Origin of the sequence: Agrobacterium sp. CNPSo 2736, assembly GCF_004005385.1 — a bacterium.
Lineage (GTDB): Bacteria > Pseudomonadota > Alphaproteobacteria > Rhizobiales > Rhizobiaceae > Agrobacterium > Agrobacterium leguminum.
This window is the reverse complement of sequence record NZ_RZTX01000007.1, coordinates 61,019-74,639: the sequence shown is the minus strand read 5'-3', so window position 1 is coordinate 74,639 and position 13,621 is coordinate 61,019. Positions and strand designations below refer to the sequence as shown.

11 protein-coding genes are annotated in these 13,621 nt (G+C 60.8%); 9 read left to right on the top strand and 2 right to left on the bottom strand.

The features are described 5' to 3' along the window. Positions 1–270: 270 nt before the first annotated feature. The 3 genes from EM858_RS13835 to exoR all read left to right on the top strand — a co-directional run bounded on the left by EM858_RS13835 (position 271) and on the right by exoR (position 2,913). The gene (locus tag EM858_RS13835; protein ID WP_080816881.1) at positions 271–1,554 is read left to right on the top strand and encodes an OmpP1/FadL family transporter; all 1,284 of its coding nucleotides are present in this window, start codon (positions 271–273) and stop codon (positions 1,552–1,554) included. 268 nt (positions 1,555–1,822) lie between these two features. Continuing rightward, entirely contained in the window at positions 1,823–2,125 is a 303-nt protein-coding gene (locus tag EM858_RS13830; RefSeq protein WP_236776264.1) for a hypothetical protein, read from the top strand. Then, positions 2,119–2,913 carry an exopolysaccharide production regulator ExoR gene (exoR, locus tag EM858_RS13825; protein WP_003509731.1) on the top strand — a complete coding sequence of 265 codons (795 nt, stop codon included), beginning with the start codon at positions 2,119–2,121 and terminating at the stop codon, positions 2,911–2,913. The genes EM858_RS13830 and exoR overlap by 7 nt, the downstream gene beginning before the upstream one ends. A gap of 74 nt (positions 2,914–2,987) precedes the next feature. On the opposite strand, the gene xth is transcribed toward exoR, so the two are convergent. Then, a complete protein-coding gene (gene xth, locus EM858_RS13820) occupies positions 2,988–3,785 on the bottom strand; it encodes an exodeoxyribonuclease III (protein ID WP_127756934.1) in 798 nt (265 codons plus the stop codon). A gap of 96 nt (positions 3,786–3,881) precedes the next feature. Then, a complete protein-coding gene (gene erpA, locus EM858_RS13815) occupies positions 3,882–4,214 on the bottom strand; it encodes an iron-sulfur cluster insertion protein ErpA (RefSeq protein ID WP_020811519.1) in 333 nt (110 codons plus the stop codon). A gap of 215 nt (positions 4,215–4,429) precedes the next feature. On the opposite strand from erpA, the gene EM858_RS13810 reads away from it, so the two are divergent. The 6 genes from EM858_RS13810 (at position 4,430) to scpB (ending at position 13,509) form a co-directional block, all read left to right on the top strand. Then, entirely contained in the window at positions 4,430–5,647 is a 1,218-nt protein-coding gene (locus EM858_RS13810; protein WP_127756933.1) for a deoxyguanosinetriphosphate triphosphohydrolase, read from the top strand. A 75-nt stretch (positions 5,648–5,722) separates the two neighbouring features. Continuing rightward, positions 5,723–7,480, top strand: coding sequence for an arginine--tRNA ligase (argS, locus tag EM858_RS13805; protein ID WP_127756932.1), 1,758 nt, complete (start codon positions 5,723–5,725; stop codon positions 7,478–7,480). 66 nt (positions 7,481–7,546) lie between these two features. Continuing rightward, positions 7,547–10,600 (top strand): SPOR domain-containing protein, encoded by a 3,054-nt coding sequence (locus EM858_RS13800; protein WP_127756931.1) that lies wholly within the window; start codon positions 7,547–7,549, stop codon positions 10,598–10,600. 261 nt (positions 10,601–10,861) lie between these two features. Further along, a complete protein-coding gene (gene nagZ, locus EM858_RS13795) occupies positions 10,862–11,878 on the top strand; it encodes a beta-N-acetylhexosaminidase (RefSeq protein WP_020811354.1) in 1,017 nt (338 codons plus the stop codon). 58 nt (positions 11,879–11,936) lie between these two features. Beyond that, positions 11,937–12,785, top strand: coding sequence for a ScpA family protein (locus tag EM858_RS13790; protein ID WP_127756930.1), 849 nt, complete (start codon positions 11,937–11,939; stop codon positions 12,783–12,785). Then, positions 12,775–13,509, top strand: a complete 735-nt coding sequence (gene scpB / locus EM858_RS13785) for an SMC-Scp complex subunit ScpB (protein ID WP_127756929.1) — start codon at positions 12,775–12,777, stop codon at positions 13,507–13,509. Before EM858_RS13790 ends, scpB begins: the two co-directional genes overlap by 11 nt. Positions 13,510–13,621: the final 112 nt, after the last annotated feature.

Sequence of the window (13,621 nt, the reverse complement as noted above, 5' to 3'; positions counted from 1 at the left end):
GCCTGATAAGCGTGTTTCCTCGGGAAACTCGTGAGTGTGGTTATTTGGCGACAATTCCTGTCTCAAGTGGGAATTTGTTTCATTTTATGTCTGATTGCTTCAATTGGATTAGAAAAATAACCTAAAATGATTATGCAAGGGGATCGACATGAAATTCTTACGTAAAAAATGGAGAAGTGTCGCAGAACTGTGCCAGAGTGCGGCAGATTGTCATTTGCTGCGAAGCGCTTCACTCTTTTGATGATCACATTGCCTTGATTGGGGAGAGAGATGGCAAAAACTGCAATTTTTCGCGGCGCGGTATGTTTCGCAGTCAGCATCGCGGCGGTAACGCCCTCACTGGCGAGTGGCCTTGAGCGCGGCGGCTATAATATCGATCTGCTGTTCGATCCGTCCGACTACGTTCTCGACAGTTCCGCCACTTTCGTCGCGCCGCAGCGCAAGGTGGAGAATGCGCGCGACAATCCGCTGAAGAGCGGTGGTCCGCTGCCCGGTTCCTGGTCGACCACCGCCGACGATTCTGAAAACTACTGGTCGACGCGTGTTGGCGCCAAGGCGGCCATCGGCGATTTCGGCGACTGCATGTTCGACTATTCGCAGCCCTGGGGCGCGGATCTGAACCCCGGCATCTGGCAGGGATCGAGCTACAATATCGAAACCAAGGTCAAGTCGCATAATTACGCCACCACCTGCCGCGTGAAGTTCGATCTCGGCAAGGGCGATTTCTCGATCATCGGTGGCGGCTTCTATCAGGAAGTCAGCGGCTATAAATACCGCCAGGTGGTTTCCCCGACGGCGCTCGGTCCGGCTTATCCTTCCCTTTATTCCGGTGTCGGCAAGCTCGATATGGAAGGCGACGGCTGGGGATGGCGCGCAGGTATCGCTTATGAGATACCGGAAATCGCTTTCCGCACGAGCCTCGTTTATAACAGCGCGGTCGATCACGATCTGAACGGTACGGTCGACCTCAGAAGCCTTCCGGCAGCCGGCAGCCCGGCTCTCATCGCTTACGGCGGCAAGGTTACCCCGGTTTACGGTTCCGTTTCCATGCCTGACAGCCTCGAACTCAAGGTGCAGTCCGGTATTGCGCCGAACTGGCTCGCTTTCGGTTCGGTCAAGTGGACGGACTGGAGCCAGATCCAGGTCGTGCCTTTCTGCCAGGTCGGTGTCCCGTCCTGTATTGCGGGCGTCACCTCGCTCACCACGCTCGATCTTTATTATCGTGACGGCTGGACGGTTACCGGCGGTATCGGCCACAAGTTCAACGACCAGTGGAGCGGCGCCGTCAGCCTGACCTGGGATCGTGGCACATCGACGGTTATCGGCACGCAGACCGATACCTGGATGATCGGCACCCAGCTCGTTTATTCGCCCACGCCGAACGTCGAGTTCAAGATCGCCGGCGCTGTCGGCCTGCTGACCTCGGGTGAATCCTCGATCAGCGGCGGCCGCTGCAGCAACGTCGGCACCGCGACCTGCGGCGACGAGGCTGGCTATAGCTTCGGCAGCGATGTCGTGGCGGCGATCTCGACCGGCGTGAAGGTCAAGTTCTGACATCATCCTTCCGAAGATGCTAAAATAAAGGTCCGGTTTACCAACCGGGCCTTTTTTCATGCGCGACTATGATTCCTGCTCGATAAAATTTTCTAGCCCAAAAGTTTTGTGACGATTTGGCAACACTTTTCTGCAAGCGTGTGGTCGCGTTGGAATGTGAGCATATCTGTCCATTTCCCGCCACAAACAGGGTGCTTGGCTTATGTTTAGGGACGCGGGAATGAAAGAACATGCAGGCGTTTGATGTGGTGGTGCGCAAGGCCGGAAAGTGAAAACGGGTTTGGATTCAGGGTTTAAGCAAGTAATACGGGAATTTCATCCGGCTTTCTTGTTTGGCGCTGACCGGTGGATGGCGAAATGCCGTTATATTGCCGGAAATTATGCCTATATCTGTCTCACTGGAAAATTAGGGCAATTGCCGCAAAAGACCACCGGTGGTGCGCTGGAAAGTGCTGCCGGAAAGACGCAGTGTGTTCGAAAAATCGCGACCCGGCGGGGTTCGGCTTTGCAGTATTCCGCAAGTATTGGCTATATGCCGGGAAGAGTTGAGAGAAGTTCGCTGAAATGCTGAAATGTGAAGCCAACGTTTTAAAGCCGCTCCTCATGGGCATGTTGCTTGCGTCGCTCGCAATGCCTGCTGCGGCTTTTGACATCAATGCGGGCGTGACCAAGGAATCCGGCCCCTTCGACCTGTTCAAGTTCGGCTTCAAGGCCTACAAGAACGGCAACAAGGGTGAAGCCGTCGAGGCCTATCGCTACGCGGCTGAAAAGGGCCATACCGGCTCGCGCTGGGCGCTTGCCAATATGTATGCCTATGGCGATGGCGTCGCCAAGAACGACTTCGAAGCTTTCAAGATTTACAGCGAAATCGCCAATCAGGGCGTGGAGCCGGGTTCGGAAGATACCGGCTTCTTCGTCAATGCGCTGCTTTCCCTTGCCGATTATTACCGTCACGGCATTCCGGGCAGCCCGGTGAAAATGGACCTGTCGCAGGCCCGCCAGCTTTATTTCCAGGTTGCTTCCACCTTTGGCGTCGCTGAGGCGCAGTTCCGTCTGGCGGAGATGATTCTCGCCGGCGAGGGCGGCCGCGCCGATGTGCAGCAGGCCAAGAAGTGGCTCAACCAGGCCCGCAAGCACGGCCATGCCGGCGCCATGTCGATCTTCGGCAACCTGATCTTCCAGGAAGGCCAGACGACGCAGGGGCTGGCCTTCATGACGGCGGCGCTCGACAAATGCACGGCGGCGGACTGCACCTGGATCCAGAACCTGCAGGAGCAGGCTTTTTCGCTCGCCGGTGAGAACGATCGCCGCGCCGCCATCGCCATGGCGCAGAACATGCAGTTCAACGATCCGGACTGAGAATTGGCCGGATTGAAAACGAGCCGGACTGAGAATGGCGATCGAGGCGGCTTCTTCCGTATGACGGAAGCCGGTCAGCCGACCGGACTGAAATCGAAATAGCCGCAGACCGGCACATGGTCGGACGGTTTTTCCCAGGCCCGCACATGTTTTTCGATGCTGACGGATTGCAGCCTGTCGGCAGCTTCGGCCGACAGCATCAGATGATCGATGCGGATGCCATTGTTTTTCGGCCATGCCCCGGCCTGATAATCCCAGAAGGAATAAAGTCCTGCTTCATCCGTGGTTGCACGCGCCGCATCGGTGAAGCCCAGATTTTCCAGCTTGCGGAAGGCTGCACGGGTCTTCGGCAGGAATAATGCGTCGCCTTCCCACACGCGTGGGTCGTGGCAATCGAACGGCTCCGGGATGACATTGTAGTCGCCCGCGAGGATCAGCGGCTCCTCGAGCGCGAGGCGATCTTCGGCAAAGCGCCGCAGCCGTTCCATCCAGGCAAGCTTGTAGGGATATTTCACCGGATCGTCCGGCGGATTGCCGTTCGGCAGGTAAAGCGAGCAGACGCGGATCGCGCCGCCATCGACGGAAAACACGCCTTCGATGAAACGCGCCTGTTCGTCGGCATCGTCACCCGGCAGGCCGCGATTGACCTCGTCGGGCTTGACTTTCGAGAGCAGGGCGACACCGTTGAAGCCCTTCTGGCCATGGGTCTCGACATGATAGCCGAGCGCCTCCAGCTCCAGCCGGGGAAAACCCTCGTCGACCGATTTGATTTCCTGAAGGCAGACGATATCGGGCGATGAATCCTTCAGCCACTGGCAGAGGTTTTCGATACGCGCCTTGACGCCGTTGATGTTCCAGGTGGCAATCTTCATCGGAGTTTCCCTTTTGCGGGGGTACTTTTACCCGATGCAAAAGCGATTGCCACCGTTTTTGGAAAACGGCCCTGTGGATGTGGTGGAAAGATGATGTCAGATCGAGAAGCTGGTGCCACAGCCGCAGCTTGCCACCGCATTCGGGTTCTTGATCTGGAAGGACTGGCCGAGCAGATTGTCGACGAAGTCGATTTCGGAGCCGGCCATATAGACGACCGAGAGGCTGTCGATCAGCACTTTCGCGTCGCCGCGGGCAATCACGATGTCGTCATCGGCTTTGTCTTCGGCCAGATCGAACTTGTAGGAGAAGCCCGAGCAGCCGCCGCCTTCCACCGAGACGCGCAGCGCCTGTTTGCCGGCTTCGGCCGCGACGATCTGGGCGATTCGCTTCGCCGCAGCTTCAGAAAGGGTAATGTCGCTGTTTTCCATGTCGTTTCTCCTGCCGGGGTCAAGAACCGGAGAGCAATAATCTCGTTGTCACCATTATAAACCGGTCAAATTAACGGTCTATAGCCTGTGTGAAGACGGTCAACGCGGCGATGATGCTTTGCGCTGACCTCTGCGATAGGTATGAAGGGTGAATGAAAAGGTCAATGGCCGAGACCAAAAGGAAGTCCCGGCTGGAGAAGACAACAGGTGGATGCATGATCATAGACCAGCGCGCATTGGGTTTCGGAAGCGGCGAGAGGGCGGTTTTCGCCTCGGATCCATGGACCACGCGCGGGCGTCTTTTTCCCGAAACCGGAAGCCTGACGCGCTCGGAGTTCCAGCGCGACCGCGACCGTATCGTCCACACGACAGCCTTTCGCCGCCTGAAGCACAAGACGCAGGTGTTTATCAGCCCTGACGGCGACCATTATCGCACGCGTCTCACCCATACCATCGAGGTGGCGCAGATCGCCCGGGCGCTCGCCCGCGCGCTGAAGCTCGACGAGGATCTGGCTGAAGGCGTGGCGCTGGTGCATGATTTCGGCCACACGCCTTTCGGCCATACCGGCGAGGATGCGCTGGATGCGGTGCTGCTGCCCTATGGCGGCTTCGATCATAATGCACAGTCGCTGCGCATCGTCACCAAGCTGGAGCGCCGTTATGCCGAATATGACGGCATCAACCTGACCTGGGAGACGCTCGAAGGGCTGGTCAAGCACAATGGACCACTGGTGAATGCGAAGGGCGAGGGGACCAAGGGACCGGTTCCGCTGCCCATTCTCGAATATTGCGAGCTGCAGGATCTGGAAATCGGCAGCTATGCCAGCCTCGAGGCGCAGGTGGCGGCGATTGCCGATGACATCGCCTATAATACCCACGACATCGATGACGGGTTGCGCGCCGGTTACCTTACCTTCGAGATGCTGGAGGAGGTGCCGTTCCTCGGCGGCCTGATGGCCGAGGTGCGGGCGAAGTATCCGGTGCTCGACAAGGAGCGTTTCGCCAATGAGATCATGCGCCGGCAGATCACTCATATGGTGGAAGATGTGATCGGCGTTGCGCAGCAAAATCTGGCCCGTCTGAAGCCGAAGAGTGCGGCGGATATCCGCGCTGCCGATTTCACCGTCGCGACCTTCTCGCCGGAAATGGCCGAGACCGACCGGCAGATCAAGAAACTGCTGTTCGGCCATATCTACCGGCATCCGGAAATCATGCGCATCCGCGCCGGCGCGACACAGATCGTCACCGATCTTTTCCACCGTTATATGGAAACGCCGGCGGAAATGCAGAGCCATTACTGGGTGGACAGCATTTCCGGCATGAGCGTGGCCGCAAAAGCCCGGCATGTGGGCGACTATCTGGCCGGCATGACCGACAGTTATGCACTGCGCGCCCACCAGCGGCTGTTTGACCACACCCCCGATTTGCGATAGGGCAGCGGGCGATCGCGAAGCCGACCCGGTTAAAAGACCGGATATAAACAGAAGCCCTTCGCGCAGGTTGGAACGATGAACATTTTTGCTGATTTCGATACCAGGATCAAAAACGCGCTCGAGACCCTCGATCTCGTGAAAGAGAACCGCGAAAAGGTCGATTTCAGTCGAATTACCGTCGAATCCCCGCGCGATCTCAGCCACGGCGATGTCGCAACCAATGCCGCCATGGTGCTGGCAAAGCCGCTCGGCACCAATCCACGCGCGCTGGCAGAACTCATCGTGCCGGCTCTTCAGGCCGATGGCGATGTGGACAGCGTCAATGTCGCGGGTCCGGGCTTCATCAATCTCAAGGTTTCCGTCGGTTACTGGCAGCGTCTTCTCGCCGACATGATCGGGCAGGGCGTCGATTTCGGCCGCTCCACCATCGGTTCCGGCCAAAAGATCAACGTCGAATATGTTTCCGCCAATCCGACAGGCCCGATGCATGTCGGCCATTGCCGTGGCGCCGTCGTCGGCGACACGCTGGCGAACCTGCTCGCTTTTGCCGGTTATGGCGTTACCAAGGAATATTACATCAACGATGCCGGCTCGCAGATCGATGTGCTGGCCCGTTCGGTGTTCCTGCGTTACCGCGAGGCGCTTGGCGAAGATATCGGCACCATTCCGTCCGGCCTTTATCCCGGCGACTATCTCGTTCCCGTCGGCCAGGCGCTGGCAGATGAATATGGCATCAAGCTGCGCGCCATGCCCGAGGAAAAGTGGATGCCGATCGTCAAGGGCAAGGCGATCGACGCGATGATGGCGATGATCCGCGAGGATCTGGCGCTGCTCAACGTACGGCACGACGTGTTCTTCTCGGAGCGCACGCTGCATGAGGGCAATGGCGGCCCGATCCTCTCGGCCATCAATGATCTGACCTTCAAGGGCCATGTCTACAAGGGCACCCTGCCGCCGCCGAAGGGCGAATTGCCGGAAGACTGGGAAGACCGCGAACAGACGCTGTTCCGCTCGACGGAAGTGGGCGACGACATGGACCGCGCGCTGATGAAGTCGGACGGTTCCTACACCTATTTCGCCGCCGACGTCGCTTATTTCAAGAACAAGTTCGACCGTGGTTTTTCCGAGATGATCTATGTGCTCGGGGCTGACCATGGCGGTTACGTGAAGCGGCTGGAAGCGGTTGCGCGCGCCGTCTCCGAAGGCAAGTCGAAACTGACGGTGCTTCTGTGCCAGCTCGTCAAGCTGTTCCGCGATGGCGAGCCGGTGAAGATGTCGAAGCGCTCCGGCGACTTCGTCACGCTGCGCGATGTTGTCGACGAAGTGGGTCGCGATCCGGTGCGATTCATGATGCTTTATCGGAAGAATTCCGAGCCGCTGGACTTCGATTTCGCGAAAGTGACCGAACAATCGAAGGATAATCCGGTTTTTTACGTGCAATATGCGCATGCCCGCTCGATGTCGATCTTCCGGCAGGCGCAGGAAGCGTTTCCGGGGCTTTCACCTTCGCCTGAGGAGATGGCGGCCTCTGTTGCTTTGATTAGCGATATCAATGAGTTGCAGCTGGTTGCAAAGCTTGCGGAATATCCGCGCCTGATCGAATCGGCGGCCCTTTCGCACGAGCCGCACCGGCTTGCTTTTTACCTCTACGATCTCGCCAGTTCCTTCCATGGACACTGGAACAAGGGTAAAGACCAGCCGGAATTACGTTTTATTAACGATAAAAACCGAGAATTGAGCATTGCCAGACTTGGGCTGGTGAATGCTGTCGCAAATGTTTTGAGGTCCGGCCTTACGCTTTTAGGAGCGGACGCACCTGCTGAAATGCGATAACATATCACCATTATTTGCTCACAATACGCTGGCAAGAGCTGCAATGCGTAGATGGTGGAACACGTAATGGTCGAAAAAAATGTCGCGTATAACCGGGACGCCCGGTCCGAAGGGTTCGCTGACAACGATCCTCTGGCAGAACTGGCGCGTATCGTCGGCTTCGAAGATCGTCCTTCGCATGCGGGTTCCGAGGCTGCGCCGCGCGCCGCTTCGCCGGCGACCCGCCGCGAACCGGAATTCAACCTCGAAGATGAGCTTCTGAGGGAGTTCGAGGTTTACGATGCGCCGCACGCCGATCCGGTCGTTCTTGACCCGGCAAACGATGTTCGTGCGGGCATCCACCCCAACGATTTCATGCAGCGTGTCGAATCGGTTTTCGCCCGCCGCGAGCCTGAGCTTGCGCCGGCGGACGAACCCGCGCCCGTGGCCGCATCCGCACCGGAGGTGAGGGAAGAGCCGCTTCCGGAAGTCGATCAGGCCTATATTCACAACTACGTCGAAACGACCACCCAGGATATTCGCGCGGATTTCCGCGACGATGCCTCCGCGGTGGCGGAAGTTTTCGATGTGCATTCGCGCCAGCCGCGTCCCGCCGAGCCGATGGTTTACCAGCCCGCCGCCCAGCAGGTCGCATGGGAAGAACCGCAGGCCGCAGAACCCGTCGAGCCAGAATGGCACACGATGCCGGAGCTTCCGGCCGATGTTTCGAGCAACATTCACGCCGATGTTCATTCCTATGCGCCAGAGCCGCAGGCTTTCGATCTCGCCGATGAGGTGGAAATAGCTGTCGCCGAGGAGGCGCCCGCACCGGTTTCCGTGCGTCCGCCGTCGCATGGCGGCCGTTCCTCGCTGGAATTTTCCAGCCTGCGGCTGCCGCTCGCCAATTTCGGCGCGCGCCGGGATGTGTCTGCCGCCGATCCGAAGCGGGTCGAGCCGCGTTCCGAACAGCAGCCTGCCGCAGTCCGTATCGAGCCGCAGGTCGAGCCCGCTCCCGCTCCCGCTCCCGCGCCTGCCGTCGTGCGGGCGGAAGAGACCGCGCCGTCCTTTACGCCTCCGGTCGCCGAGACCTTTGCGCCTGCCGCAGAGCCTCTGGCGTTCGAGGTTGCCGAGAAGCCGGCAGCGAAACATCTCTCGCCGATGGACGAGCTGATCTACGACGTCGCGAAATATTCCATTCCCGGTCGCGGCGAAACGCCGCTGGTGCAGGACGTTCCCGCTGCGCAGGCCGCGAAGGTGGAGCCGCCCGTGGTTGCCGCCGCGCCGGTGAAGGCAGCGCCGATTGTCGCTGCTGCGCCCGCAGCACCTGTTGAAGAACTTGATTTCACGGATTTCGCCGGCTTCAACGACGATGATTTCGAGCTTGCGCTCGACGATCTCGATCTTGATCTGGACCTGTCTGAAATTGCCGAGGCGGAAGTTGCGCCTGCGCCCGCACCGCAGCCCGTTCGCCAGCCGCCGGCCGCTCCGGTTGCCGCTGCTGCCGTTGCGCCGCAGCCGGTGAGGGAACAGCCGGCACCTCAGCCGCGCCCGGCCCCCGTTGCCGCCGTGGCACCGGTGGCCGCTGCTGCGGTTCAGCCGCGCCCGGCCGCCGCAGCACCGCAGCCGGCCGCGCCGCAGACGCTGGAAAGCCTGCCTTTCGATCCTTCGCAGATCGGCGAGACGGAAGAACATCCGGAAAACATTATCGAGATGGACGTGCCGGAACTGCCCGTCGGGGTTTTCGAACCCAAGCCGGCCGCGCGCCGTCACGAGGAAGATCTCGACATCGATACCGAGCTTGCGACGCTGTTTGCGCCGGCCGTCGCCGGCGGTCTCGACCGTCATAAACATGCGGAAAACCGTGGCGCCGCCCAGGCGCGTCCCGCGCAGGCTCCGGAAGAGGCCGACGAATTCGAACGGGCGCTGGAAGAGGATTTCCGCCGCTCCATGCAGGAGGCTGCGGCTTCCCGCGGCAGCGCCCCGCGCGATGCCGAAAACACCTATGTCGACCATCAGGCGGCCTATCGTGAGGAAGATGAACGCGGCGGTCGCCGCTGGATCATGCCGGTTGCCGCCGCAATCGGTCTGGTGCTGATCGGCGGCGGCGTTTACGCGCTGGTCTCCGGCGGTTCGTCCAGCACCGGTTCCAATGGCGCGCCGGTCATCATCTCCGCCGATAACGATCCGATGAAGGTCGTTCCGGAAAATCCGGGCGGTCGCGTTGTGCCGAACCAGGACAAGGCGGTTTATGACCGCGTGGCCGGCGGCAGCGCTGCCGATCCGAAGCAGCCGGCGCTGATTTCCAGCAACGAGCAGCCGGTGGATGTGGTTCAGCGCACGCTGATCCCCGAACAGTTGCCGCTGGAAGGCGAAAACGACGCGGATGTGGAAGCCGCCGGCACGCCGGTTGGCGAGACCGAGGATCCGCGCCTGCTTTCGCCGGAAGAAAAGGCCGCACAGACCGAAGGTTCGGCTGCAACCGGCGTTTCGCCGCGCAAGGTCCGCACCATGATCGTCAAGCCTGACGGCACGCTGGTTGCCCAGGAAGTCGAGGTGCCGGCAGCCCAGCCGCCGAAGACCGACAAGGTCGAGGAGCTTGCAGCACCGCAGACCGCCAAGCCCGGTGAGGGCGCTCCCGCCGTCATCGCCGCATCGCGGGTTCCGGTCGCGCCGGAACAGGCTCAGCCGCAGGCAAATACGCCTGCCGCCGCTGCCAAGCCGGCAGCGCAGTCGGCAGCACCGCTTCCTGCGGCGCGTCCGTCCTCGCAGCCCGCCAATGTGGTGGCAACGGTGACCAACCAGGGTAACGTCCGCCCCGCGACCGCTCCGGCGCAGCCGCAGGCCGCGCAGCAGCAGACGGCAGCCGCGACGCCGGCAGCGACCAGCACGCCTTCCGCCGGTGGCTACTACATCCAGATCGCCTCGCTGCCGAGCCAGGCGGAAGCCCAGAAGTCCTACCAGAACATGTCGGCCAAGTTCGGCTCGGTCATCGGTGGACGCGGCGTCGACATCAAGGCCGCTGAAATCGCCGGCAAGGGCACGTTCTACCGCGTCCGCATCCCGGCGGGTGACAAGAACGAAGCCGTGGCGCTGTGCGAAAAGTTCCGCTCGGCCGGCGGTAGCTGCCTCGTGGCGCGGTGATAGAGATGCGCCGGGAGTAGTACCCCGGCGCTGATTGTCTGACGACAGTGACGGAGCAGCTAACCTCCGTCATGCCGGACTTGATCCGGCATCCAGCCACGGCGCGTCTGCGCCGTGAAACGAGTCTTACGCGATCAAGGACTTGATCGCGCTGGACCCCGGCTCGGAGGCCGGGGTGACGGACGGTAAACGTCGCTGCCCCGGCATTGGCCGAGGAGCAGGCAAAGTTCTTCCCATCTATTCTGTAACAGGCGTGACACCATGACCGATTGCAAAGCTATGATCCTCGGATGCAGCGGGCTTTCGCTGACTGCCGACGAGATTGCCCTTTACCGCGATGAGCAGCCCTGGGGCTTCATCCTGTTCGGGCGCAATATTGGCGAGCCGCAGCAGATTACCGATCTCGTCGCCGCCATGCGCGATGCTGTCGGGCGGCCAGATGCGCCGGTTCTGATCGATCAGGAGGGCGGGCGCGTGCAGCGTATCAAGCCGCCGATCCTGCAGGCCTATCCGAATGCCCGCATTCTCGGTGAAATCTATGAGCGCGACCGGGGGGCGGGCCTGCGCGCCGCCTGGCTGATGTCGCGCCTGCATGCTTTCGACCTCATGAAATTCGGCATCAATGTCGATTGCCTGCCGGTGCTCGATGTGCCGGTGGAAGGCGCCAGCAATGTCATCGGCAACCGCGCCTATGGCTATACCCCGACCATGGTGGCCGAGATGGGGCAGGCGGCGGCCGACGGCCTGAAGGCGGGCGGCATGCTGCCTGTCATGAAACATATGCCAGGCCATGGCCGCGGCATGGTGGATTCGCACCATGAACTGCCGGTCGTTGATGTGCCGCTCGATGAGCTGGACGCCCATGATTTCGTGCCGTTTCGGGCGCTGAACCGCGAATTGATGGCGATGAGCGCGCATCTGGTGTTCAACGCCGTCGACCGCGAACGGCCGGCGACGACCTCGCCGAAGGTGATCGAGGAAATCATTCGCGGCCGCATCGGCTTTGACGGCCTGCTGATGTCCGACGACAGTTCCATGAATGCGCTGAAGGGCACGCTCGGTGAAAGAGCTGCGAATATTGTTGCGGGCGGCTGCGATATAGTCTTGCATTGCAACGGTGTGATGGGTGAAATGCTTGAGGTCGTGAAGGAGGTTCCCGTTCTTTCCGGCCGTTCGCTGGAGCGGGTGCGGGCCGTGGAAGCGGGTTTCCCCGTTGCGGACCCTTCCGACGAAGCGGAGCTGAGAGCCGAATTCAACGCCATGTGGGCCGTTTCCTGACAGTCGGGCGGCGGCCCGTTACTCGGGACGACAGGCCGGACGCCCGGCGGATGGAACAATGGCCGCAGACAAGTCTCGCAATTCGACACCGATGGACAAGCTCTGGCAGGATGTGACGCCGGAGCGGCTGACGGGCGAGGCCGGGCTGGTCATCGATGTCGCGGGTTTCGAAGGCCCGCTCGATCTGCTGCTGCATCTTGCCCGCACGCAGAAAGTCGATCTGTCGCGGATTTCCGTGCTGGCGCTCGCCGAACAATATCTGCAATTCGTGGAAAGCGCGCGCCGCGTGCGCATTGAGCTTGCGGCCGATTATCTCGTCATGGCGGCGTGGCTCGCCTTCCTCAAATCCAAGCTCCTCATTCCGCAGCAATCGAAGGATGACGGTCCCTCGGGCGAGGAAATGGCCGCGACGCTGGCCTTCCGGCTGAAACGCCTGGAAGCGATGCGCGAGGCGGCGGAACGGCTCGTCAACCGCGCCCAGCTCGGCCGCGATGTTTTTGCCCGTGGCGCGCCGGAGCATATTCCCCATATCAACCGCTCGGCCTATGAGGCCAATATTTACGATCTCCTGAGCGCCTATGCCAATCTGCGGCAGCGGCAGGCGATTACCCAGGTCACGATTGAAAAACGGCAGGTCTGGTCGCTTGTCGAGGCGCGTGAGCTTCTGACCCATCTCCTCGGCGATGTCGGGGAATGGACCGTGCTCGATCAGTATCTGCTGCAATATGTGCCCGATCCCGCCATGCGGGTGACGGCGATTGCCAGCGCCTTTGCCGCTTCGCTGGAGCTGGTGCGCGAGGGCTCGCTGCAAATCCGGCAGGAGGGCGCTTTCCAGCCGATTTATATGCGCAAGGGTGGACGAGACGACCGTGCGGTGAATGCCGAAAGGACTGACAATGATGAATGACGATGAGACCGCAGAGGCCACCATCGCGGCCGAAGGGGCAGAGCCCGAACCCACGGTATTTTCCGAGCGCCAGCTGAGGGAGGCCGAGCGGATCGCCGAGGCCCTGGTTTTTGCCTCGTCCGAGCCGGTTTCCGTGGCTTTCATCGCCGAGCGCCTGCCGCGCGGCATGGATGTCATCGCCATTCTGCAGCATCTCAAGGTTCTTTATGCGGAGCGGGGCGTCAATCTCGTGCAGGTGGGCGGGCAATGGGCCTTCCGCACCGCCGGCGATCTTTCCTTCGTCATCCGCGCCGAGGAAAAGGAGCCGAAGAAGCTGTCGCGCGCGGCGCTGGAAGTTCTGGCGATTATCGCATATCATCAACCGGTGACACGCGCCGAAATCGAGGAAATCCGCGGCGTGCAGACCTCGCGCGGCACGCTTGACGTGCTGATGGAGGCGGGCTGGGTCAGGTTCCGTGGCCGCAGGCGCACACCCGGCAGGCCGGTGACGATCGGCACCACGGTGGAGTTTCTCGACCATTTCGGCCTTGAGGAATTGCGCGATCTGCCGGGCCTCGAGGAGCTTAAGGGGGCAGGGCTGCTTTCCGGCCGCATTCCCTCCAATTTCGGCGTTCCTCTGCCGATGATGAGCGACGAATTGCGGGAGGACGAAGACCCGATCACGCAGCTCGATCTCGAGGAACTGGGCCTGCTTGCGCCGGGCGGCGGCGATGGCGACGACTGATATCGCCATCCTGTTGGCGGGGCCACGAAAACTTTATGCGCACTCGCTGTTGAAGCGACGATTTGTCGTTTGAAAAAGCCTTTCAAACGTCTTACATCGTCTGAAAGCGAAA